Consider the following 24107-nt stretch of genomic DNA (forward strand, 5'->3'; position numbering starts at 1 on the left):
GCTCTTAAACAAGCCGATGGAAATGCAGGCGGCGGAAAACCGTCTGCTCCTGTTTCTGCATCGCTGCGCTAGCTTCGAAACATGAAAGGGCGTTGCATCGCTTCGCTAGCTTCGTCGCAAACGTAATGGCCGAATTCCTTTCGCCCATTACGCTTCCTGCGGGATAGCACGAGCTGAAGACCCTGGACTGAGCAACGCGAAGGAAGTGGCTGAAGCCGTGCCCGCGGAAAGCGTCCGCCGAAATGAACATCGGCCACTTGTAAAAATTCCCGCTTTCATGTTGGCATGTCTAGCACAAGAGCGGAAAATTCTTAAATTCCACACAATTAGCGCTGCAATTGGACAAAAAGGCCTTATTCCTGTAGACACCCCACAGGAACTTGGTTTACTATCAATAAGGATACTTTTTTAACAGTTTACGATAAATACGATTTAACTTGGGGGCCAGCACATTGTCTTATCAATTAGACGGAGATTTTAAACTATTCACATTGAATTCGAACCCGGAATTAGCAAAAGAAGTCGCTGAAATTTTAGGCTGCGAAATCGGCAAAAGTTCTGTTACACGATTCAGTGATGGAGAAATCCAGATCAACATTGAAGAAAGCGTACGAGGCAGTGAAGTATACCTGATCCAATCAACTTCCCAATCGGGAAATGAACATATTATGGAACTTCTGATCATGATCGACGCGCTTAGACGGGCGTCTGCAAAAACAATCAACATCGTCATTCCGTATTACGGCTATGCGCGCCAGGACAGAAAAGCGCGTTCACGTGAACCGATCACAGCGAAACTGGTTGCGAACTTGCTGGAAACAGCGGGTGCTGACCGCATCATCACGATGGACCTTCACGCACCGCAAATCCAAGGATTCTTTGACATGCCGGTAGATCAGCTGCTTGGCGTTCCGATCTTGTCCGATTATTTCGAGGCGAAAAACCTGGAAGACTTGGTTATCGTAGCACCGGACAACGGCGGATTGGTGAGAGCCCGTAAAATGGCTGGCCGCTTGAATGTGCCGCTTGCGTTTATCGATAAGCGCCGTCCAAAGCCGAACGTTGCGGAGATCATGAACATCGTCGGAGACATCCAAGGCAAGAACGCGATCATCATCGACGACTTGATCGATACGGCCGGCACGATTACACTCGCTGCCAATGCCCTGAAGGAAAAAGGCGCGAAAGCGGTATTCGCTTGCTGCACGCATCCAGTCTTGTCTGGTCCTGCTATCAGCCGTATCGAAGACTCGGCGATTGAGGAATTGGTCATCACCAACACGATCGCACTTCCGGAAGAAAAACGCATTTCCAAAATCACGACTTTATCCATTGCGCCGCTTTTGGCTGATGCGATTGAGCGCGTTTATAACGATGTATCAGTAAGTCCGTTATTCGAGTAAAGTCCATAGATAAATAACATGAAAGACGGTGTTTTAGCAACGGGTTTGCTGAGGCGCCGTCTTTTTTTGGTTTCTTAAAGCCCGCTTGCATCCAAAGAGGCGATGTTCTTTTAACTGGAAGGGTGCTAAAATTTACTTCAACTGATGGAAAAACAGGCTTTCAGCGGGCTCGATCCCGATTGCCGACGAGGAATGAGCCCTTTTTGGGTTCCCGCGGACATAGAAGAGGTGAAAAATGAAAAGTTTATTGAACGTATCGCTCCAAACAAAAATCATGGGACTTGTCGTTTCGCTGGTGCTTGGAATAATCATTGCGCTATTGGCTTTTTTCATTTATTACGAGATTGAACAAGGGGTAGAAAACGCCACCAGGATCGGCCTTCAGACATCCAAGACAATCGCCAATATGAATACCGTAGAAGAGGCGTTAACTGAAGCTGATTCCAATGCTGAACTGAAGGCCTTGGCCCTTCGGATCAGCAGCCAGGTCGATGCCAATTTCATCGTCATTGAAGACAGGGAAGGGCGGATTTTAGCCCACCCTTCAGAGGAGAAAATAGACACCTATAATGATATTGAAGAAAATTACAAAGCCATTGTGTTCGGCGGCTATTATTCGCTGCTCTCAGATCAGAACGTCGGCCCTTCGATTGTCGGCAAATCCCCGATATTCAATGCAAAAAAACAAATAGTCGGAGTGGTGACTGTCGGCTATCTGGAAGACGAGATCTATAATTCAACTTTTAACCGGTTAAAGGGAATTGTTGTTTTTGCCGTTTTTGTCGTCTTTTTGGGAGTAGTTTTGAGTATACTATTGGCCCGCAACATCCGAAAAGACACCATGGATTTGGAACCGAGGGAAATCGCCACCCTTTACCGTGACCGCAACGCCATCCTGTCGTCGGTCAATGAAGGGATCATTGCCATGGATAACACGAAACGGATCACGCTGATGAATGAGACGGCGCAAAACATACTAGGTTTGCCTAATGCATATGAAAACAAACTGATTTATGAAGTCCTTCATACACCGGAGCTGTTAAAAATCATTGAAGACGAACCGCGTTCTTCCATTGAAACCGAAATCAATGGCTATGTGGTGATACTGAATATTCTTCCCATACTGAAGGATGAAAAGAAAGTCGGGACGGTCATCTCCTTCCGGGACAAAACGGAAATGCTGGAACTGATCAACACCTTGTCCGAAGTGCAGAAGTTTTCCGATGACCTCCGGGCGCAGACACACGAGTTCCAAAACAAGCTCTACGTTATTTCCGGGTTGCTTCAGCTGGGGCACTACCAGGAAGTGCTGAACATGATCCGCAGTGAAGTGTCGGCGGTAGAGCAGAACAACAAACTGATCTTTGATCAGATCAAGGACGTAAAAATCCAGGCGCTTCTTTTCGGGAAAATCGGCAAAGCCTCGGAGAAGAAGATCGATTTTGAAATTGAGGAAAGCAGCACTTTGGAAGCCTTGCCAGCCCATATCAATCCGGCGAAAATCATCGTCATCATCGGAAATCTGCTGGATAACGCATTTGAAGCGGTGGTTGGCAGAGACGAAAGAAAAGTCGTCTTTTTTGCGGTCGATTATGGCGAGGAAATCGTTATGGAGATTGTCGATTCAGGTGCCGGGATTCCGGAAGAAACCATCAATCTGATATTCGGAAAAGGCTTTTCGACTAAGAGCGCTAAAGGTCGCGGCTTTGGCCTATCGAATGTTCGAAATGCGATTGAGGAACTGAACGGTTCAATTGAAGTCAGCAGCACCGGTTCAGGGACTACTTTTACCGTATTTATTCCAAAGAATAGCTAAAAGGAGATGAAGGCATGTTAAATATCGCAATTGTTGAGGACGATTTCCGGATCGCGAGTATCCATGAAAATTTTTTAAATGAAATTCCAGGCGTCACTGTAGTGGGGAAAGCTTTCAATGCTGCAGACGCTGTAAAAATGATAGAAGAGACTCGTGTGGACTTGGTTTTGGTCGATATCTACCTCCCGGATAAGCTGGGAACTGAGCTGATACGGGAACTGAAAACGAAATACGCAAACTTGAACTTTATTGTCATTACCGCGGCCAACAATATCGAGCTCCTGCAGGAGAACCTGAGGCTCGGGATATTCTATTACTTGATCAAGCCGGTAACGATGGAAAAGTTTACAGAAGTGATCACGAATTTCATAAATCAGGAGAAGAAGCTGAATTCCAAGGAAATTGTAACGCAGGAGTTTGTGGATCAGCTTTTGAAAAGCACCCCAGTGGAATTGTCCGAAGACAGCAACTTGCCAAAAGGCATCAACTCGTTGACGTTGAAAAAAGTAAGCGAAATCATGGAGTCGCTGGGCAACGGAGTAACTGCTGAAGAGGTTGGAGTCGAAATGAAAGCTTCAAGGACGACAGCTAGAAGATACCTGGAATACTTCGTCTCAACCGGCAAGGCAAGGGCTGAACTGGAATACGGCATTGTGGGCAGGCCTGAAAGAAAATACTACTTGATCTAAAAAATAATTTTAATGAACAAAAAGGCCTTAAATTTTTTAAATTTTTTAAAATTGTAAACGGTTACAAGATAGAAAACGTAATGTATTGTAAATTTTAAGAAAATTTTAAGGGGAGTGGGATGGTTGAAAAAATTACTGACGTATATCGGATTGAGTTCCTTGTTGATTTTGGGCGGTTGTTCTTCAGGCGGATCGGGAGCTGAAGCAGAACAGTTTCCAACAAAGCCGATCGAATTGGTTGCACCTGCAACACCTGGCGGCGGCTGGGACGCTACTGCAAGAGCCATCCAGAAAATCTTGAAGGATGAAGAACTGGTGGAAGGCAACATCAATGTTGTCAATAAGCCGGGCGGAAGCGGGGAAGTCGGCTGGCAATACCTGAAAGGGAAAGATGCCCATTCGCTGGCAATCAACTCGAGCTTGCTTATCACCAATAACTTATTGGGGCAAAGCGAATTAAGCTATGAAGATTTCACGCCTTTGGCAGTCCTGACTACAGAATGGATTTCCATTGCTGTGGCGAACGATTCTCCATTTGCAGATGCGAAACAATTGATGGAGCAATTGAAGGAAGATCCTTCTTCCATTAAGATCGCTTTGGCTCCAGGCCTTGGCAACAACGACCATTTGTCATTTGTTCAAGCTGCTAAAGAATACGGCGTTGATGTATCAAAATTGAACATCCTGATCTACGAAAGTGGCGGAGATGTTGTTACAGCACTTCTTGGCGGGCACGTTGACGTAGCGACTATGTCAATTTCAGAATCAAAAGAACAGCATTTGGCTGGCAAGTTCAAAGTCATCTCTGTTTCTTCCGCAGAGCGTCTTGAAGGGTTGGAAGAAGTTCCGACTTGGCAGGAGCAGGGTGTTGATATGGTTTTCCCTCACTGGAGAGGAATTCTTGGACCGCCGGATATGACAGAAGAAGAAATTGCTTACTATGACAAAGCGATTGGCGATATGGTTGAAACAGAAGCATGGACAGAATTGATGAAGAACAACGAGTGGGAGCTTTTCTACAAAAACAGTGCGGAATCTGCCGAGTTTTTGAAAGAGCAAACACAAATGTACGACACGTTGTTAAGCGAGTCGGGCTTGACCGACTAAAATGAATGCAAAATAGGAATGGACCTTTTATAAGGTCCATTCGCTCTTTTAAAAAATACATAAAAGGAATGGAGAGAGAACATGTACCGATTAATTTTGCCGTTAATATTTTTTCTGCTTGGCGCAGGTTTTCTAATCAGTACATTCAATCTGCCTAAAGCCAGATTAGGAGATCCTTACGGTCCCATCTATTTCCCGGCTATTTTGGGCGTGCTGCTTGTTGTGCTGAGCATCATTTATTTTATCGAAGAGTGGAAACAGCGAGGAGATAAATTTCCGGAATTGGAACTTCTGCTGAAAGGAAGAACCCCGTTCCTGCTGATTTCTACACTCGTCATCAGTTTGATCTATGCGTTCCTGTTTGAAAGAGTAGGGTTCTTGATTTCAACCATCTTCTTTCTCGGAGGATTGCTGTTCCTCATAAACGGCAGAAAAAAGTGGATGACAAACATTATTGTTGCCGTAAGTTTTTCAGTCATCACATGGTATTCCTTTGCAGTTCTATTGAAAGTAAGTCTGCCATAAATTGGAGGTTAGGAAACAATGGGAGTAGATTTTGATGTAATACTAGAAGGTTTAATGACCGCATTAGAGCCCATGAACCTTTTCTGGATCGCACTTGGCGGATTTTTAGGAACAGTTGTGGGCATGCTTCCGGGCCTTGGGCCGGCAACCGCAATCGCATTGTTGATACCGATCACTTTCGGGATGGACCCGGTCAGCGCCCTGGTACTGATGGCGGCCATCTATTATGGTGCGATGTACGGCGGTTCAAGAAGTTCGATCTTGTTGAATACGCCGGGCGATGGCTCAGCAATCGCGGCAACTTTTGACGGTTATCCGATGGCCCAAAAAGGGCAGGCTGGACAGGCTCTTGCCATATCGGCAATCGCTTCGTTGATCGGCGGGCTTATCGCCGTTGTCGGTTTTATCATGTTGGCGAAACCGCTCGCAAGTTTTGCTTTGCGTTTCGGGCCAGCTGAATATTTTCTTCTTATGATTTTCACCTTATCGGCGATTGTCGCCTTGTCTAAAGGGGCGATGGTCAAAGGGTTCATCTCGATGACGATCGGTCTATTGATCAGCACGATGGGCATCGATTTGCAATCCGGCGTCCACCGCTTCACGTTCCATCTTCCTGAACTGAGCGAAGGAATCGATTTCCTGATCGTTATTATCGGTATTTACGCGGTTGGGGAAGTGATGTTCAATTACATCGGAATTGATAAGCCTCGGGGCAAGAAAAAAGAAGTAGGGAAAATCTGGATCACGAAAGATCAATGGAAAAGGTCGAAATGGCCAATCATCAGAAGCGCGCCTTTAGGCTTTCTTATCGGTGTTTTGCCTGGAGCAGGCGGCGCCATCGCTTCCATGATCAGTTACACGACAGAACGCCAAATTTCCAAGAAACCTGAAGAGTTTGGAAAAGGCGCCATCGAGGGGCTTGCTGCTCCTGAGTCTTCGAACAACGCAGCGTCGGTAGGTGCTTTTATTCCCCTGCTTACCATGGGTATTCCAGGGTCAGGAACTACGGCAGTTATTTTAGGTGCGGTAGTCATGCTGGGGATCAAACCGGGTCCATTGTTGTTCGAAAATGATCCGGAACTGGTTTGGACGTTCATCAACAGTATGTTTATCGGAAATATTTTTCTTGTGATTTTGAATATCCTTTTGGTTGGCTTGCTTGTTAAAATCCTGGATACGCCTGCGAAAATTCTTTATCCGCTGATACTCGTATTGGCCTTTATCGGAACGTACACATTGAGCTACAGCCCGATCGACTTTACGTTCTTGCTGATTTTCGGTTTGCTTGGTCTGGCGATGAAATTATTGTCATTCCCGATTGCTCCGTTGATCTTAGCGGTTATTGTCGGGTCGGATATGGAGCAGAATTTCCGTAAAAGTATCGTTGGAGCAGACAGTGCTTTGAGCATCATTACGATGTCGCCAATCACAATCGTCCTTACTTTGCTGACTTTGTTATCTCTTTTCTATCCGATGATTTTGGGATGGTTCAAAAAGAGAAAACTAAATAATCTTCCTAAGTAATAAAGCTGAGCGGGTGAGCATTGATGAAGAAAAAGGTTCTTCTGTCCCTTTCCGCCCTCCTTTATGGAGGGTTTTTATTACCGGTTTTTACTTGGGATGTGAAAGTGCAGGCCATTGTGCTGTTGGTCATTATACAAATTCTTTGGATTGGCAGAGTATTTCCCTTAGCTTTTAGCTCGATTTTGCTAATGGTTATGCTCTCTTTTCATTTTTTCACCTTTGAAGAGACGATGAGCTACTTTGGATCCGGCATCATTTGGCTGCTTTTTTCAACGTTCATCATTTCACACGCTTTTATTGAAACAGGCTTGGCGAGCCGGATTTCCTTGAAAATGCTGAGGCTATCAAGTGGCTCGGGAAGGAAAATGATTTTCATTTCGTTTCTGCTTATGTTTGTGCTATCGGTATTGATCCCATCGAATGTCGGCAAGGGCAGTTTGATCGCTTCAGTGCTGGACAGCATCGTGAGAAATCTCAACAAAATCAGCCCCGTGCCCAACTTATCAAAATCCCTGTTTATTGGGCTGACGTATATTGTCGCGCTTTCGGGCGCTTTCGTAGCGACGGGCGCCAGTTCAACGATTTACGCATTCGGGCTGCTGTCGGAAATAACCGATCAAATGACTTACCTGAATTGGATGCTGTTTTTCGGGCCGCCTATTTTCGTTTTTATCTTTTTGTTATGGCTGTTGTTTTTATGGATATATCCTCCGGAAGCCGTTGAGAGAACCGTCGTTTTAAGTTTGATAGATGAGAAAGTAGAAGAGCTCGGGAAGATTTCGGTAAATGAAATCAAGGTGATCAGCATCATCGGAGTGACGGTGCTCTTATGGATGACAGAAGGGATCCATCACTTTTCCGTGCCTTTGATCGCGTTAATGGGGGCAAGCTTGACAGTTCTGCCGGCCATCGGTGTCTGGAATTGGGAAACGGCACGCAAGAAAGTGGACTGGGACATGATCTTGTTTTTTGCCGGAACATTAATGGTGGCAAAAATGCTGATAGAGACCGGTGCTGTGGATTGGTTCGCTAATACGATAGTGCAGCAGTTTGCCGCCTATTCGCCGATGGTGTTATTGGTCTTCATCATTATTGCAACAGCCTTGATCCGGATCGTCTTTGTCAATGTTCTTGGATTTTTGACCATCATGATTCCAGTCGCTATTAAAATTGGTGAAACGGTCGAGGGCTTGTCTTCTCTGGAGGTAGCAATGGCTGTGTTTTTGACCGGCATACCTGGATTCCTGCTGATTACGCAATCACCGGTTCATCTGATCAGCTATGGGTACGGATACTTTAACGAGAAGGAACTCTTCCGTATCGGCAGTCTTGCTATGATCATCTATCTGCTCATTGTTTTCGGCTCTGGCTTGTACTACTGGAATATTATGATCATCTGACTTAAAAGGAGAAGGATGCAATGACTTGGTTGATTGAAAAGCAAAAAACGCAAAGTGAACTGTCAGAAGAATTTATACGGCGGATCAGCGAAAAGCCGGTCCTGAAAATTATCGGCGCACACGACGGAATGGCTGGTTTGATCGCGAAGCAGACGGGCTTTCAGGCTTTATATTTGTCGGGGGCGGCTTTTACGGCAAGCAGAGGGCTTCCGGATCTTGGAATTCTCCATTCACAGGAAGTGGCGGAACGGGCGCGTGATATTATCCGGGCAACCAATCTGCCGCTGCTCGCGGATATTGATACAGGATTCGGCGGAATCTTGAATGTCGCGCGGACCGCTAAGGAAATGGTGGAGGCGAATGTGGCGGCGATTCAGATCGAAGATCAGGACCTGCCCAAGAAATGCGGGCATTTGAATGGCAAGAAACTGGTTTCGGCCGAGGAAATGGTCCAGAAGATAAAGACCATCAAAGAAGTGGCGCCATCTTTGGTGATTGTTGCCCGGACAGACGCCTTGTCGGTAGAAGGATTGGAAAGTGCGATCGAACGGCTGCATCAATATGTTGAAGCCGGAGCGGACGCGATTTTCCCGGAAGCTCTCACAACCGAAGAAGAGTTCAGGAGAGTGAGCAAAGAATTCGATGTGCCGCTTTTGGCGAACATGACGGAATTCGGAAGAACCGATTATTATACGGCTGAGCAATTCGGGGAGTTCGGGTATTCCATGGTGATTTACCCGGTCACTTCACTGCGGGCCGCTGCCAAAGCGTACGAAAAGGTCTTCAAGGAAATTGCCGACAAAGGAACACAAAAAGAAGTGCTTGATCAGATGCAAACGAGAAAAGAGCTTTATGGAACGATAAAGCTTCATGAGTATGAGGATTTAGATAAGCAAATCGCTAAAACGGTCATACCGGAATAAAAGCAGGAGGTGTTTCCCATTTCTCAAACAGCGATTCCGTGTTCAGTGTATCGCGGCGGAACGAGCCGCGGGCTTTTTTTCCATGACAGTAACTTGCCTTCAGATGAAAAACAGCGTGAGCAAATCTTTCTTTCGGGAATCGATGCCTATAACCCTTCCCAGGTCAACGGGCTGGGGAGCGGCACTTCACACACCAGCAAAGTGATTGTCATTTCGGAGCCGACCGTAGAAGGCGCGGACCTGGACTATACGTTTTATCAAATCGGCATAGGGGAAGCGGTAGTCGATGCCGAAGGCACTTGCGGCAACTTGATGGCAGCCGTCGGAGCGTACGCGATTGATGAAGGCCTCATTAAGCCTGCGGCAACTGAGGAACATGCGGTGGTGTTGGCGTTCAACCGGAATATCGGAAAGATGATCAAATTGACTGTGCCGCTGGTCGGTGGAAAAGCGCGTGTATCCGGAGACTATCAAATGCCGGGGTTAGTCCAGCCGGGCGCTAAATTCACGGTGGATATTTTATCACCTGGTGGCGGGGTGACGGAGGAAACCCTCCCGTTAGGTGCTGTAACGGAAATGGACGCGGCTGGAAGCGTGATCCAAACGTCATTTGCTGATATTGTCAATCCATTTGTCTTTGCAGAAGCCCGGTCTGTCGGGGTGAGTGGCCCCGAAACTACAAAAGAACTTTCGGAAAATCGCCCGTTGATGGATAAGTTGGAAGCCATCCGTATCCAAGCTTCAATTAGGTCTGGAATGGTTGGAACCGAACAAGAAGCTAAAAGAATCCCGTCGATTCCGAAAGTGGCGATTGTTCTGCAGCCACACGATTATTTTACTTCCGATGGCCGTATGATCAGTGCGGAAGAAGTGGATATCGTAGCAAAAATGGTTTCGATGGGCAAGTTTCACCGAACGTTTGCCGGAAGCGGCTTATATAATCTGGCGGCTTCGGCTTTATTGCCCGGAACGGTCGCCCACCAACAGGCTTCGAAAAGTTTTGAAGGAAAAAGCGGCACGTTCAGGATCGGACACCCGGAAGGTGTGGCTTTAGTAAGGGCAGCATTAACAGAAGACGGAAGGGATGTAGAGTCGGTAGGCCTTGAGCGGACAGCGCGTCTGATCATGAAGGGTTTGCTTTACGTTCCGGAAGGATACTAGGGAAAATAGTCGGGATGGCAAATCATCCCGGCTTTTACTATGGAGCGAAGGAGGAATCCACTTGGGAGATAAAGAAGAACGGATAGAAGAAAAATGGCTGGATTCGATCTCGTTGGACGGAAAAGAATATGCCTATGTCAGCTTGGAATTGGCTAATCAGTCGTTCCATGGAACTATCGCCTCTTTGCCATTTTGCATCAAGATTTTGTTGGAATCGGCACTCCGCCAGTACGACGGAACTTATATAACCGATGAGCACATCGGCCAGTTAGCGAATTGGAAGCAAGGGCAATGGCAGGAAAAAGAAGTGCCGTTCAAGCCCGCCAGAATCATCTTCCAGGATTTTACCGGAATTCCTGCACTGGTGGATTTGGCCGCTATGCGCGAAGCGGTCGACCGCAGAGGCGGCAACGCGGCCGAGGTCAACCCGCAGATTCCTGTCGACCTTGTTATTGACCATTCAGTGATCATCAACCATTCAGGGGACAAACTGGCTTTTGAAGCCAACCTTAGCAGGGAATATGAACAGAACGATGAACGGTACCGGTTTGTCCGTTGGGCGCAGAACAGTTTCGAGAATTTCAGAGTGGTTCCTCCTTCGAACGGAATCGTTCACCAAGTCAATCTGGAATATTTGGCGAGTCCTGTAAGAATCGAAGAATCGGAAAATCGTTTTTTGGTTTATCCGGATTCGTTGGTCGGGACTGATTCGCATACACCGATGATAAATGGCCTGGGAATAATCGGCTGGGGTGTCGGCGGCATTGAAGCGGAAGCGGTTATGCTCGGACAACCGCTGTATTTCGTTATGCCGGAAGTTATTGGTGTGAACCTGAAAGGCGCATTGCGGGAAGGCGTCAGCGCTACGGATTTGGCTTTGACGATCACCAATATCCTAAGAACGAAAGGGGTTGTCGGAAAATTTATCGAATTCTTTGGAGAAGGCCTTGATGGCGTTTCGCTAACCGATCGGGCGACCATTGCCAATATGGCTCCTGAATACGGAGCCACGATGAGCTACTTTCCGATAGACCGCATCGCGCTGGATTATTTCGAAGAAACAGGACGAGGCGACGGGATTCCTTTAGCAAAAGCTTACTACCAGGCACAAGGCCTCTATCGTTCGGACAGTACACCAGTCCCTGGCTTCACGGAAGTGATAGAAGTGGATTTGGCTGCCGTGTCGCCGCTGTTAGCAGGACCTAAACGGCCTCAGGACAGCATCCTGCTGCCAGAAATGAAGTCCGAGTTTGAAAAAGCCTTTACTGCGCCAGTTGCCGAACGCGGTTACGGACTTGAAAAGCAGAAGCTGGACCAGAGGGTTCCTTTTGACAACATGGAACAACTTCAGGTGGGATCAGTGGTGCTAGCTTCCATTACCAGCTGCACCAACACCTCGAATCCCGGCGTTATGATCGCCGCTGGCCTTCTTGCGAAAAAAGCGGTGGAAAAAGGGTTGAAAAAGCCGTCATTCGTGAAAGCCAGTTTGACCCCTGGCTCTCGTGTCGTTACGAAATACCTGGAGGCGGCGGGTTTGTTGGAAAGCCTTGAAGAACTGGGCTTTTTTGTCGATGGATACGGCTGCGCGACTTGCTGCGGCAACAGCGGTTCACTGGATCCCTTAGTGGAACAAGCTATAAAAGAAGAGGATTTGATCGTTTCCTCTGTTTTGAGTGGCAACCGCAATTTTGAAGGGCGCATCCATCCGCTCATAAAGGCCAACTATTTGGGTTCTCCTCCGCTAGTGGTTGCTTACGCATTGGCCGGGACGGTGAGAAAGGACCTGGTAAACGAGCCGCTCGGTTTTTCACGGGACGACGAAGCCGTCTATCTGAAAGACATCTGGCCATCGTCGAGTGAGATTGACGCCCTTATTTCTGCTCATATCAAAAAAGAACTGTACGACGAAGAATACAAAAATATTTTCCATAACGACACGTGGTCTTCGATTCCGGTTTCCGAAGGGCTGCTGTACCAGTGGGATGACCGATCCACCTATATAAAAGAAGCTCCTTACTTTCAAGAAACAAAACCAAACGGCCATAATGCAGAAGGTTTGAAGAGCATGAAAACATTGCTTTTATTGAAAGATTCCATCACCACCGACCACATCTCCCCGGCAGGGCATATTCCGCTGAAAAGCCCGGCTGGCACGTATCTCGCGGGACAAGGGGTGGCAGTAAGGGACTTCAATAATTACGGTGCCAGAAGAGGGAATCACCATGTGATGATACGAGGAACCTTTGGAAATATCCGAATCCGAAACAAGCTTGCGGAAGGAATGGAAGGCGGCTTTACGAAACATTTGCCGTCAGGGGAAATAATGAACATTTTCGACGCAGCAGAAAAATATAAACGGTCAAAACAAAGTTTGCTGATCATCGCCGGCAAGGAATACGGAACGGGAAGTTCCAGGGATTGGGCTGCAAAAGGCACGCTGCTTCTAGGCGTAAAAGCAGTTTTGGCTGAAAGCTTTGAGCGCATCCACCGCAGCAATCTAGTGGGGATGGGCGTGCTTCCGCTGCAATTTCTGCCAGGGGAAAATGCGGAAACATGGAATCTTGATGGTACGGAAACTTTCACGGTCACCGGTCTGGATGCAGGAATTTCACCGAAACAGCAGGTCGGGATTTTAGTCGAAAAAGAAGGGCGAAAAACCCGATTCAGCGCAATTACCCGTTTAGACAGTCTGGTCGAAGTGGAATACTACTGGAATGGCGGCATTCTCCATACGGTGCTTGATAACATGCTGAGTGAAATGGCCGTAGAATAGAAGGCGAAAAAGTAGACGACAGGAGGAAGCAAGGATGAAACTTGGCACTCAAAACCAGACGTTCTTTCCGGATGCAATTCAAGAGAAATTCCGCTTTATCAAAGAAATGGGGTTTGACGGATTCGAGATCGATGGCAAGCTATTGGTCGACAATATCGAAGAGGTGAAAAGAGCCATCGCGGAAACAGGCCTTCCGGTAGCCACTGCGTGCGGTGGCTATGAAGGCTGGATCGGTGATTTCGATGAGGAAAAACGGCAAAAAGGCTTAAAGGAAATCAAAGCCATATTGGAAGCCTTGCAGCAAGTGGGCGGAACAGGGATTGTCGTTCCTGCTGCATGGGGCATATTCTCGCGCCATCTGCCGCCGGCAGCATCTCCAAGAAGCGAGGAAGGGGACCGCGAAACGGTCACCGACTCGCTGGCCCATTTGGATGCCGCAGCGAAAGAAACAGGAACGGTCGTTTACTTGGAGCCGCTGAACCGCTACGAAGACCATATGATCAATACAGTTGCAGAGGCAAGGCGCTATATCGAAGACAATGGATTCCAGCATGTCCAGGTCATCGCTGATTTTTACCATATGAACATCGAAGAAGGGGATCTCGCAAAAACGCTTCACGATCACCGGGATGTGATCGGGCATATCCACTTGGCCGATAACCACCGGCTGCAGCCGGGCAGCGGCTCGCTCGATTTCAAAGGGTTGTTCGAAGGCTTACGAAACGACGGTTACCGGAATTATTTAACATTCGAATGCGGAGTCAAAGGCGAAAACCCGGAACAGCAATACCGTGATTCAGTCGTTTTTTTGAAAAAAGCGCTAACGTAAGTAAAGGAGAATGCCCTTGAAGAAGAAAGTAGTAATCATCGGCGGAGGAAACATTGCGGGAACGGTTCATGTTCCGCATTATCAGAACCGGAAAGAGCTCGAAGTGGTGGCTGTTTTGGGGCGGAATGCGGAGCGCGCAGAAGCTTTTGCAAAAAGGCACGCCATTCCGCGTTTTTATACCGATGGGGATGAAATGTACGCGGCGGAAAAGCCCGATATAGTCAGCGTCTGCACGCCGAACAGTTTCCACTATCCGGCTGTCATGAAAGCATTGGAAAATGGTTGTCATGTCTTATGCGAAAAGCCGCCGGCCATCTCTGCGGATGAAGCGTGGGACATGCATCAAGCGGCGAAAGCCCGCAATCTGGTGCTCGCCTATAATTTTCATAACCGGTTCGCTGAAGACGTGAAAATCGTCCGGGAAAAAGCGGCCGCCGGGCTTCTTGGCGACATCTACGTCACGAAAGTCCAGGCACTGCGCCGAAGCGGTGTTCCGGCATGGGGGTATTTCACCAACAAGGAATTGCAGGGCGGCGGGCCGCTGATCGATATCGGCGTTCATATGCTCGATGCAGCCATGTACGTGCTCGGCTTCCCGGCTGTTAAAAGAGTGACGGCCAAGCAATTTCAAAAGATCGGCAAGAAAAAATCCCATGGTTCATTCGGTGAATGGGATCCAAAGAAATACGAAGTGGAGGATTCGCTTTTCGGTTTTATCGAACTGGAAGGAGGCAACTTGCTTCAAATTGAAACCTCATTCGCACTCCACATAATAGAAGAGTCGGTCATGGACGTCACGTTTATGGCGGACAAGGCAGGCGCTACATTGTTCCCGGCGCATATCCATACAGACAAGCACGGGGAGCTGGTCACCCTGTACCAGAAAAAACAAGCAGATCCAGACCGCCAGCGCAAAAGCATGGAAGCGTTTATCGACAGGTGCCTAGGCAAAGAAGTTATGATTGCGGACAGCGAACAAGGCTACATTATCCAGCGGATTGTCGAAGCGCTGTACGAATCAGCTGAAAAAGGCGAAAGCGTATCTTTATGGCCGGATAACCGACACTGACGGCGGGCAAATATCCGGGAGCAGGACCTGGAGCGAAAGAGCGAATAGAAACCAGCCTGCCAATCTATAACCCATTTTACAAAAAGGAAAAGCCAACTGCGGGAGTTGTCTTTTCCTTTTTTAGGGCGTGAGCAATGGGTATAGTGGAACCAGGGACTGAACAAACCAAGGGAGGGAAAGGGATGAAAATTGTTGTGGCGCCGGATTCATTCAAAGGTTCGTTGTCGGCGCAAGGCGTCTGCAAAGCAGTGAAAGAGGGAATTAAGGCTGTGTTTCCGGATGCTGAAGTGATTGAACTTCCCTTGGCAGACGGCGGTGAGGGAATCATGGAAAACATGGTGTACGCTACCGGCGGAAAAACCGTCAATACCCGAGCGTTCGATCCGCTGCTCCGAAAAATCGAGTCGGCATATGGAATTCTTGGCGACGGCGAGACAGCCGTCATCGAGATGGCTCAGGCATCGGGACTGCCGCTTTTGAAGGAAAAAGAACGCAATCCGCTGGTTGCTTCAAGTTTTGGGACGGGCGAGCTGATCCGCGCGGCGCTCGATGCCGGCTATCGCAAATTCATCATCGGAATCGGCGGCAGCGCGACAAACGATGCCGGAGCAGGGATGCTTCGGGCGCTCGGCATGAAGTTTTTTGACGAGGCGGGCAATGAGTTGGAAGAAGGCGGAGCCGCGCTTGCCCGGCTTGCCCGTTTTGATGATTCCGGCCTGGATTCGCGAATCGGTGAATCGACGTTTCTGGTGGCAAGCGATGTCCGGAACCGGTTATGCGGCCCGCGCGGCGCTTCCGCCATTTTCGGCCCGCAAAAAGGGGCAACTCCTGAAATGGTTGATGAGCTGGATGCCGCACTCGGCCATTTTGCAGATATCGTGTCAGCACAAAAAGGCGTGGACTTGAGAACTTTCGAGGGGGGCGGCGCAGCTGGCGGCATGGGCGCTTCGCTTATTGCGTTTCTGGATGCGGAGCTGCAGTCAGGCATTGATCTCGTCATGGAAAGAATCGGCTTTGCTGAAAAGATAAAAGGGGCGGACTTGATCATCACCGGGGAAGGGCGGCTCGACGTGCAGACATTTAACGGCAAACTCATCACCGGCATCACAAAAGCTGCGGGGAAAGCGGCCGTGCCAGTCGTTGCACTTGCCGGCTCACAAAATCTGTCTGGCGCACAAGTGGCCGAAATCGGTCTTGTGGCCGCTTTTTCGATCGTTTCCGGTCCATGCACCGTCGAAGAAGCGATGGCGCAAGCGGAACCGCTGATTAGAGAAAAGACTGGTGCCGTCATGGGCTTGTTAAAGCTTTCCATGCAAAGTTCGGATGCGTATGGGAACCGATAAATGCTGTGTGTTCGGAAGGTCTGTGGAAATAAAAGAACGTTCGTAAGGTGTTTAGCCACTTTACGGACGTTCTTTCTTAAAGGAGAAAATGTATCAACTTCTACGATTTTCCCAAATCTATTTAGCAAAGTATCTAGTCACTCAATTTCATTGAGTTATTCAATAAGAAAGTGAAGAAATACAGCAAGCACAAGGAGCCATCCCCAAAAGAAAATTCCTTGGACTGCTTTCAGGTTTACCGACTTGAAATCTATAATCAGAACTTCTCCACCCGCTGCCATATCGGATTCGATTAAGCTCGTGCAGAGCTGGCTGAAATGTTCAAATAGGCTAAACGAAGTACATATAAGAAAAAGATTCAAGTATTTCCACATAATTATTGACGTTCTCGCTTCTCGTTTCCAGTAATCTAAAAGAATATTCAAAACTTTAAGTATTACTTTTGACTCGCTTCATCTATACTATTTAAATACCCAGTTTATGGAGAAATGGAGAGCCACATCACGCTTTCATCGACCGCAAAGCTAAAGAAGAGATACAGTCTTTAAAAGAGTGGGTTTACTTTCCGAAAAAATAAAACAGAGAATTTACCGGGAAAATTATGAAATTATATGCTCATAAAGAAAATATCAACCGAGGAATTGAGCAATTATACAAATATTGCAGCTTTAAATTTAAAAGCAGACTAACTTATAAAAAGCAGGAATTGTATTTCTGATCTATTTAAAAGGATTTTAAGAATCTTATTAAAGCGTATCGGAAACTAGATGGTTGAGATTACGATTAAGAGTATAACTGGAGGATACTATGAAGCAATTTTTTCATTCCCTACCCATTAAAACAAAGATGTTTCTTTCTTTTGCGAGCGTTTCCTTTATTTTTGTTCTCGTTATTGGAATAGTGGTTTATGTCGATAACACAAACAAGATGAAAACCCAATCGGAGTCTATGTCCGAAGTATTATCAACACAGTTTTCCAGAACGATTGATCTTTACTTCAGAGATGTAAACCAGTTGTCCCTCGCCATCTTCTCCAATCCAGTAATGCAGAAAACTCTATCAGAATATGAAAATCAGAGTTTGTATGAAGATGCTTTAATAAAAAATAATATATACCCGATCCTTTTTAATCAGACATACCAGAGTCCAGATGTAAAAAGGATAACGATTTATACAAATACTGGAACAGTTTTTGATTATGATAAAAGTCGAGGGATGAAAGTAAGTTATGAACCAACTGAAAAAGACTGGATGAAATCACTTAATGAGATAGGAAAGAGCTCGTTTCTATTGCTGCCGACTGAAGAAGTATCTTTGTTAAATGGCAGTACAGAAGAGGTAGTTTCACTGGTGCGGCATATTTACGAAATACCAGGACGTCGAAAGATAGGTTCATTAAAAATTGATATTGATATAGAAGCATTTGAAAAAATGCTGAAAGTAGAAAATGTAATGGGTTTGGAGGAACATTTACGAGTCTTGGTGTTATCTGAAGATGGCAGTGTTATTTTCGATGACCGAGATGAGTTGATCGGAGAACAGCAGGCTAAATCAGATTTATTGGAAGTAGAAAAAAGAATCTTACTGGGCAAGGCGGCACCTCTGCATGGACAGAGTTATTCAGACTTTACCACCTGGGAGATAATCACCTTAATTGATGATGAATTCATTACTGCTGAACGGAATCAGACCTTAACATTTATTGTGCTTAGCGGACTAGCAATTACTATTCTTATTGCAGTTATTTCCTATTTGCTTTCATCTAGTATTACTAGACCGATTGTCACTCTGACAAAAAAGATGGAAAAAGTAGAGAATGGCCATTTGGCAGAGCGGATGGAATGGACAGGTAACAGAGAAATTGATTTATTGGTTCGTGTTTATAATAGTATGCTAGACAGTGTCAACAAGTTAATTGCAGAAGTGTATGAATCCAGTATTGCTGAAAAAAACGCAAAAATTTCTGCTTTGCAATCCCAAATCAATCCCCATTTTTTGTACAATACATTAAATGTAATGAAGGCAATCAGCCGAGTGAAAGGGGTGGAAGAAGTTGCTGAAATTTCTGAATCACTATCCCACTTATTCAAGTATAGTATGAAAGATTTGGACAAAAAGGTGTTCTTACAGGAAGAGTATGGGCATATTCAAAATTATATGCGCATTCAGCAATATCGCTTTATGAATCGTTTTATCTTTGAGAAAAACATTACGGATAAAGTAAAAACAGCTTTAATTCCAAAACTTCTTATTCAGCCCTTAGTGGAAAATGCTGTTGTTCATGGATTAGCTTACATGAAAAGGGGAGGAGTCGTTCAGTTGTTTGCGCATAAACAAGGAGATTACTTGATCATAGAAGTTAAAGATAATGGAGCGGGAATGTCTGAAGAAACACTGAACGAAGTGAAAAATAATTTAGATATACGAATGATTGAAACGAAAGAAGGAGGGATAGGCCTTCGTAATATTGCACAGCGGATCCAGTTGACATATGGTTACGAATACAAAATCGAAATAGAAAGTGAAGTGGATAAAGGAACTACAGTGCGGGTTATACTTCCTTGTGAATTAGGAGGATTTCAGAATTAGGAGGGAACAGATGTGAAAATATTCATTGTTGAAGATGAGTACTGGGCGCTTGAAGAGATGAAACTATTGCTTAAGAAATACCAAACGGAACATACACTTTATTTCTATGATGATGGAGAAAGTGCATTTAAGAATATCTCCGTTCATGAGCCAAAACTGATTATCACAGACATTTCAATGCCTGGTATGGATGGGTTGGAATTGGTACAAAAAGCAGCAGATATAGATCCGGCGATTAGATGTATCATTCTTACAGTTCATGAAACTTTCGATTATGCCAAAAAAGGAATTCAACTGGGTGTAGTCGATTATTTATTAAAACCTATAAAGAAAGAAGTACTCTATGAAGTATTAGATTGTACGATAGAAGAAATCAAACAAGCAGAAATAGAAGAGGAGGATAAACAACTTTGGTCGATTAATCAGTTAATTTTTAATCAACTGGAAAAAAGCGAAAAAAACAAAGCGGATCTTGAAAATCAGTCGTTCTTTTTTATTTATTTATTGTGCGGAAATTGGCAGGCTCCTTTTGAAGGGGATATAAACATAAAAGCATACCTTGAAGAAATTGGATTAGCCAGAGATAGTAGACTTTTATCATTAGATACCCAAAGAAAAATTTTACTAGTCCCATACAAAAGTGAATTCACTCCATTAACCAAAGAAATATATCACTTTATAAAAGAAAAGAAACAAGTTCACCTGTGTTATCTTGTAAAACAGGAAAAACAAAACTTAATAGAAGTCTATCAAAAAGGGCATCAATTAATGGAGTGTGGAAAACTTTTTGGGCATTCTTCCTTTATAGAAGAGCAAAAAACAGAGTGGGAAAAAGATGCTCAATCATTATGGACTACTGTCCGATTGATAGAGAAACAGATGCGACACGGGGAACTTGCTTCCATTTCAGAACAAATAAGTAGTTTGGTTAGCCAAATTAAACAACTGGAACTAACTCAAAAACAATTATATAAATTTTTACTGGATATGTATTACGCTATTTCTTATAACATGCAACAAAGTACGAACCAACTAAGTATACATAACATTGACGAAAAATTTTCAGAATTGGACAGTTTAGTAACTTTTGATCAATTAAAGGAATGGTTAAACCAACTTATACGATTGCTTATAAATAAGTATGTTCAAAAAGAGACTGCACCTAAACATCTGATTCCTAAAGTAAAGGATTGGATTGTAAACTCTTATTCGAATAGCATTACTTTTCAACAATTTGCAGATGAACATCATGTAAGTTTGAGTTACTTATCCCAGGAGTTTAAAAAACAAACAAACATGACATTTACAGAGTATTTGGCTAATTACAGGATTAAAAAGGCTCAGGAACTATTTCAAAATGGCATGAAAAGCACGGCTGAAGTGGGAATATTAGTTGGCTATCACGATCCCAAACACTTCCGAAAAGTTTTTCAAAAAGTAACAGGGGTTTCACCGACACAATACAAACTATCCTATAGTTGATAAACTGAAAAAGTGAAATTTTCGGAAAAGTTAAAATTGCACCCTTATTTAGTTAAATGTGGAGGTTTTTATATTTTGAAAGCGCTTCTATAATGAAAGTGTACTAAAAAAAGGGGGCATTAAAATGAATAAAAAGACCAAGCGTAATTTGTTATTTGGATTACTTACATCGCTATTATTTATTACGACAGCATGTGGAGGAGAACAAGAGTCGAATGCTGGAAGCGGAGAAGAAGGAACAACGGTGACTTTCCTTACTAATAATGAAGTCAACTTAGAAGGTGTACAAGCAGTAGCGGATGAAATTAAAGAGAAACATAACATTACAACGAAATTTGAAATTATTCCAAGTGGGGGTGAAGGAGAGAACATTATCAAAACCAGGTTATCAACTGGGGAAATGACAGACATATTAAATCATAATTCGGGATCCCTATTTAAATCATTACGTCCTGAAGAGTATTTTTTAGATATTTCAGATGAGCCATATATAGACAAAATTCAAGAAAGCTTTCTTGAAACGGTTTCAGTTGATGACGAGATTTACGGTGTGCCATTTGAATCTGCTTTAGCTGGTGGATGGCTTTATAACAAAAAAGTATATGAAGAGCTAGGTTTGGAAGTTCCCCATACATGGGAGCAGTTGATGGAAAACAATAAAGTTATTAAAGAGGCTGGAAAAATACCGGCAGTGGCACCTTATGAAGAAACTTGGACATCACAAGTAGTCTTGCTTGCGGATTACTACAATGTCCACTCTGAAATGCCGGATTTTGCAGAGAAATTCACAAATAATGAAGTGAAGTTCGCTGATACACCACTCGCACTTCGTGGTTTTGAAAAAATTCAAGAACTTCAAAAAGCTGGATATTACAATGATGAAGAAACATCTACAACTTATGAAGATGGGATGAGAATGGTTGCAACTGGAGAAGCTGCACATTTCCCAATATTGACCTTTGCTTTAACTCAAATGGCGGAAAATCATCCTGACGAAATGGATGACGTTGGATTTTTTGGCCAGCCAGGTGACGACGCAGATAATCATGGTATGACACTTTGGATGCCAAATGGTATTTATATCAACAAAGAATCAGAAAATGCTGAGGCGGCAAAAACATGGTTAGAATATTTTATGTCTGAAGAAGGCCTTGCTACCTTCATGTCCAAGACGAAGGCAATAGGACCGTCTGTGGTCGAAGGTGTAGAATTGCCGGATGATGCATATGAAGCGGTTAAAGATATGACACATTATGTTGAATCGGGTAAAGTTGCGCCAGCACTTGAATTCCTATCACCGCTCAAAGGACCTAATCTACAGCAAATTACTGTTGAAGTAGGTTTGGATATGGTACCAGCTAAAGAGGGCGCAGATAAATACGACCGCGATGTAGAAAGACAAGCACAGCAGTTAGGTTTAGAAGGTTGGTAAGATAGACAACTGATAATTTGGATAGAAAGGTCCTGTTGTTGGTTATTGACAATAACAGGACCTTTCTAACTATTAAAGAGGTGATATTAATGAAAATTAACAAAATGTACAGTTACGGCTTACTGATACCCGCTGGATTAATCTACGCCTTATTATTTCTATATCCTACGGTCATGTCTTTCTTTTTCAGTTTCACCAGATGGAATCTAACTGACTGGGAATGGATTGGGCTTGCCAATTTCAAAATGTTCTTTGAAGAATCCTCTTTACTAATTGGATTTAAAAATACATTTATTTTTGCGTTCTTAACAACCGGGCTAAAAGTCGTCATCGGCTTACTATTTGCCGTAATACTTACATCACAGTTAAAAACGAAACGTTTTATCCGATCTGTTGTATTTTTCCCCACATTGGTAAGTACCATTGCTGTCGGTATTGCCTTCACTGTACTTATGCACCCTTCGCAAGGTTTGCTGAATCAGACACTTGGTTTATTTGGGATAAATGGACCCAATTGGTTAGGAGATCCAGCTTTAGCGATCTATTCTCTTGCAATTGTAGATGTATGGAAAGGAGTTGGAATTGCCACCATTATTTTTATTGCCGGAATCATGTCGATTCCAAAAGATTACTATGAGGCACATGAAGTTGATGGGGGCAATAAATTAAATGCTTTTTGGCATATTACTGTACCGCTGTCACGTCCCGCTATTAATGCGGTGATTATTTTAGCATTAATAGGAGGATTACGGACCTTTGATTTGGTATGGGCAATGACCGGTGGAGGGCCAGGATTTAGCTCCGATTTGATTGCATCTATTATCTATAAACAGTACCAAGCAGGTTTTTATGGTCTATCAACTGCTGGAAACGTAATTTTGTTCTTAATGGTAGCGTTAATTGTATTTCCAATCTTTAAGTTCCTGAATCGGAAAGAGGTGGACATATGAGTACTCAGTACACAGAAATGGAGAAAGAAAATCAGCAAAGAGAGATAGCGCAGAAAGAGAAACAACAAAAAACAAAAGCAAAAAAAGAAAAGCGGAAAAAAAATACTATTCAAATCATTTTTGAATCTTCAATTGTAGTAATTTTTTCATTGATTTTTTTGGTGCCTTTTTACTTTATTATCGTCAATGCGATGAAAACCAGACAGGCAGCCGCCGAGCGCTCGATATCATGGCCATCTGAGTTTAATATTATTGAAAATTTAAAAGCAGTTGTGGCCGCACAGGACAATATGATTCTGCTGGCCTTCTTCAACAGCACCGTTATTACTGTTTCTTCTATTTTGATTTTACTGGTTGTTTGTTCCATGGCGGCTTTTGCGCTCCATCGTCGAAAAGGAAAGGCAATTACTGTACTTGGTACAATTTTCGTGGCTGGGTTGATGATACCGCCTGCTGTTGTACCAACAATCTGGGTCTTGGAACAATTTAATTTGTTTAAGACATTTCCAGGAATTATCCTCGTAATGGTTGCGATTTCGATTCCATTTTCGATTCTTTTATACACTGGTTTTATAGCAACAATCCCGAAAGAAATTGACGAAGCAGCAGCTATTGATGGTTGTGGTTCATTTCGTTTATTTTTCAGTATAATCTTCCCTATGTTGAAGCCTATTCACGCTACAGTAATCATTCTGAATGCAGTTACAATTTTTAATGATTTTGTTCATCCGCTGTATTTTTTCCCGGGGGCGCAGAATGCTACGGTTCAACTGACTCTATACAACTTTATGAGTGTGTATAGCACAGACTGGAATTTATTATTTGCGAACGTGTTACTAATTACAATTCCACCTTTTATTTTATTTTTAATCTTTAGTGAAAAAATTGTATCCGGTATGACAGCTGGATCTATAAAAGGATAATTGGGAAAATGAATTGTGAATTAAAGTCTTTCTATAAAAAACACTTGTTATCTATATTGAAAAAAATTTTAAAAATAGGTGTTACACACCACCATCTGCAGGTGAAAGCGGTTGACCATAAGGGAAGCACATCCGGCTGGTCAACTGCTTTTTTAGGTAGATCATAACT

At 44.3% G+C, this 24107-nt stretch carries 19 protein-coding genes and 1 pseudogene; 19 read left to right on the plus strand and 1 reads right to left on the minus strand.

The window, feature by feature from the left end:
• Window positions 1–4 precede the first annotated feature (4 nt).
• Complete coding sequence (locus B0H99_RS17855) at window positions 5–148, minus strand: hypothetical protein (protein ID WP_181313650.1); 144 nt, start codon at window positions 146–148, stop codon at window positions 5–7.
• A gap of 304 nt (window positions 149–452) precedes the next feature.
• Here B0H99_RS17855 and B0H99_RS10495 point away from each other — a divergent pair, with 304 nt between their 5' ends.
• The 19 genes and pseudogenes from B0H99_RS10495 to B0H99_RS10580 all read left to right on the plus strand — a co-directional run bounded on the left by B0H99_RS10495 (window position 453) and on the right by B0H99_RS10580 (window position 23938).
• Complete coding sequence (locus B0H99_RS10495) at window positions 453–1403, plus strand: ribose-phosphate diphosphokinase (RefSeq protein WP_106533624.1); 951 nt, start codon at window positions 453–455, stop codon at window positions 1401–1403.
• A gap of 235 nt (window positions 1404–1638) precedes the next feature.
• Window positions 1639–3219 (plus strand): sensor histidine kinase, encoded by a 1581-nt coding sequence (locus B0H99_RS10500; RefSeq protein ID WP_106533625.1) that lies wholly within the window; start codon window positions 1639–1641, stop codon window positions 3217–3219.
• Window positions 3220–3233: 14 nt separating this feature from the next.
• Entirely contained in the window at window positions 3234–3908 is a 675-nt protein-coding gene (locus tag B0H99_RS10505; RefSeq protein ID WP_106533626.1) for a response regulator, read from the plus strand.
• 123 nt (window positions 3909–4031) lie between these two features.
• Window positions 4032–5015: a tripartite tricarboxylate transporter substrate binding protein gene (locus B0H99_RS10510; RefSeq protein WP_106533627.1), complete on the plus strand. Its 984-nt coding sequence runs from the start codon at window positions 4032–4034 to the stop codon at window positions 5013–5015.
• Between the two features lie 81 nt (window positions 5016–5096).
• On the plus strand, window positions 5097–5540 hold the full coding sequence (locus B0H99_RS10515; RefSeq protein WP_106533628.1) for a tripartite tricarboxylate transporter TctB family protein: 444 nt from the start codon (window positions 5097–5099) through the stop codon (window positions 5538–5540).
• An 18-nt stretch (window positions 5541–5558) separates the two neighbouring features.
• On the plus strand, window positions 5559–7064 hold the full coding sequence (locus B0H99_RS10520; RefSeq protein ID WP_106533629.1) for a tripartite tricarboxylate transporter permease: 1506 nt from the start codon (window positions 5559–5561) through the stop codon (window positions 7062–7064).
• A gap of 23 nt (window positions 7065–7087) precedes the next feature.
• Complete coding sequence (locus B0H99_RS10525) at window positions 7088–8464, plus strand: SLC13 family permease (RefSeq protein ID WP_106533630.1); 1377 nt, start codon at window positions 7088–7090, stop codon at window positions 8462–8464.
• A 20-nt stretch (window positions 8465–8484) separates the two neighbouring features.
• Window positions 8485–9387 carry a methylisocitrate lyase gene (gene prpB / locus B0H99_RS10530; RefSeq protein ID WP_106533631.1) on the plus strand — a complete coding sequence of 301 codons (903 nt, stop codon included), beginning with the start codon at window positions 8485–8487 and terminating at the stop codon, window positions 9385–9387.
• Window positions 9388–9396: 9 nt separating this feature from the next.
• Entirely contained in the window at window positions 9397–10548 is a 1152-nt protein-coding gene (locus tag B0H99_RS10535) for a PrpF domain-containing protein (RefSeq protein ID WP_245894494.1), read from the plus strand.
• Between the two features lie 61 nt (window positions 10549–10609).
• Window positions 10610–13321 carry an aconitate hydratase AcnA gene (acnA, locus tag B0H99_RS10540; protein WP_245894496.1) on the plus strand — a complete coding sequence of 904 codons (2712 nt, stop codon included), beginning with the start codon at window positions 10610–10612 and terminating at the stop codon, window positions 13319–13321.
• Between the two features lie 34 nt (window positions 13322–13355).
• Window positions 13356–14150 carry a sugar phosphate isomerase/epimerase family protein gene (locus B0H99_RS10545; protein ID WP_106533632.1) on the plus strand — a complete coding sequence of 265 codons (795 nt, stop codon included), beginning with the start codon at window positions 13356–13358 and terminating at the stop codon, window positions 14148–14150.
• 16 nt (window positions 14151–14166) lie between these two features.
• Window positions 14167–15219 (plus strand): Gfo/Idh/MocA family protein, encoded by a 1053-nt coding sequence (locus B0H99_RS10550; RefSeq protein WP_245894497.1) that lies wholly within the window; start codon window positions 14167–14169, stop codon window positions 15217–15219.
• Between the two features lie 182 nt (window positions 15220–15401).
• Window positions 15402–16562: a glycerate kinase gene (locus tag B0H99_RS10555; RefSeq protein WP_106533634.1), complete on the plus strand. Its 1161-nt coding sequence runs from the start codon at window positions 15402–15404 to the stop codon at window positions 16560–16562.
• Window positions 16563–16660: 98 nt separating this feature from the next.
• Window positions 16661–16858: pseudogene (locus B0H99_RS18070) on the plus strand (IS256 family transposase); the annotation flags it as partial.
• Window positions 16859–17369: 511 nt separating this feature from the next.
• Window positions 17370–19151: a cache domain-containing sensor histidine kinase gene (locus B0H99_RS10560; protein WP_106533635.1), complete on the plus strand. Its 1782-nt coding sequence runs from the start codon at window positions 17370–17372 to the stop codon at window positions 19149–19151.
• 12 nt (window positions 19152–19163) lie between these two features.
• Window positions 19164–20633, plus strand: coding sequence for a response regulator (locus B0H99_RS10565; RefSeq protein WP_106533636.1), 1470 nt, complete (start codon window positions 19164–19166; stop codon window positions 20631–20633).
• Between the two features lie 124 nt (window positions 20634–20757).
• Window positions 20758–22065: an ABC transporter substrate-binding protein gene (locus B0H99_RS10570; protein WP_106533637.1), complete on the plus strand. Its 1308-nt coding sequence runs from the start codon at window positions 20758–20760 to the stop codon at window positions 22063–22065.
• An 89-nt stretch (window positions 22066–22154) separates the two neighbouring features.
• On the plus strand, window positions 22155–23015 hold the full coding sequence (locus B0H99_RS10575) for a carbohydrate ABC transporter permease (RefSeq protein ID WP_181313651.1): 861 nt from the start codon (window positions 22155–22157) through the stop codon (window positions 23013–23015).
• Window positions 23012–23938: a carbohydrate ABC transporter permease gene (locus B0H99_RS10580; RefSeq protein WP_245894498.1), complete on the plus strand. Its 927-nt coding sequence runs from the start codon at window positions 23012–23014 to the stop codon at window positions 23936–23938. The genes B0H99_RS10575 and B0H99_RS10580 overlap by 4 nt, the downstream gene beginning before the upstream one ends.
• Window positions 23939–24107 lie beyond the last annotated feature (169 nt).

The organism is Planomicrobium soli, assembly GCF_003014655.1.
Taxonomy (GTDB): domain Bacteria; phylum Bacillota; class Bacilli; order Bacillales_A; family Planococcaceae; genus Planococcus; species Planococcus soli_B.

Excerpts from the sequence above, each read along its gene's own strand:
- B0H99_RS17855 (WP_181313650.1), bottom strand. The coding sequence starts at position 148 with ATGGGCGAAAGGAATTCGGCCATTACGTTTGCGACGAAGCTAGCGAAG.
- B0H99_RS10500 (WP_106533625.1), top strand. The coding sequence starts at position 1,639 with ATGAAAAGTTTATTGAACGTATCGCTCCAAACAAAAATCATGGGACTT.
- B0H99_RS10505 (WP_106533626.1), top strand. The coding sequence starts at position 3,234 with ATGTTAAATATCGCAATTGTTGAGGACGATTTCCGGATCGCGAGTATC.
- B0H99_RS10515 (WP_106533628.1), top strand. The coding sequence starts at position 5,097 with ATGTACCGATTAATTTTGCCGTTAATATTTTTTCTGCTTGGCGCAGGT.
- B0H99_RS10520 (WP_106533629.1), top strand. The coding sequence starts at position 5,559 with ATGGGAGTAGATTTTGATGTAATACTAGAAGGTTTAATGACCGCATTA.
- B0H99_RS10525 (WP_106533630.1), top strand. The coding sequence starts at position 7,088 with ATGAAGAAAAAGGTTCTTCTGTCCCTTTCCGCCCTCCTTTATGGAGGG.
- prpB (WP_106533631.1), top strand. The coding sequence starts at position 8,485 with ATGACTTGGTTGATTGAAAAGCAAAAAACGCAAAGTGAACTGTCAGAA.
- B0H99_RS10545 (WP_106533632.1), top strand. The coding sequence starts at position 13,356 with ATGAAACTTGGCACTCAAAACCAGACGTTCTTTCCGGATGCAATTCAA.
- B0H99_RS10555 (WP_106533634.1), top strand. The coding sequence starts at position 15,402 with ATGAAAATTGTTGTGGCGCCGGATTCATTCAAAGGTTCGTTGTCGGCG.
- B0H99_RS10560 (WP_106533635.1), top strand. The coding sequence starts at position 17,370 with ATGAAGCAATTTTTTCATTCCCTACCCATTAAAACAAAGATGTTTCTT.
- B0H99_RS10570 (WP_106533637.1), top strand. The coding sequence starts at position 20,758 with ATGAATAAAAAGACCAAGCGTAATTTGTTATTTGGATTACTTACATCG.
- B0H99_RS10575 (WP_181313651.1), top strand. The coding sequence starts at position 22,155 with ATGAAAATTAACAAAATGTACAGTTACGGCTTACTGATACCCGCTGGA.
- B0H99_RS10580 (WP_245894498.1), top strand. The coding sequence starts at position 23,012 with ATGAGTACTCAGTACACAGAAATGGAGAAAGAAAATCAGCAAAGAGAG.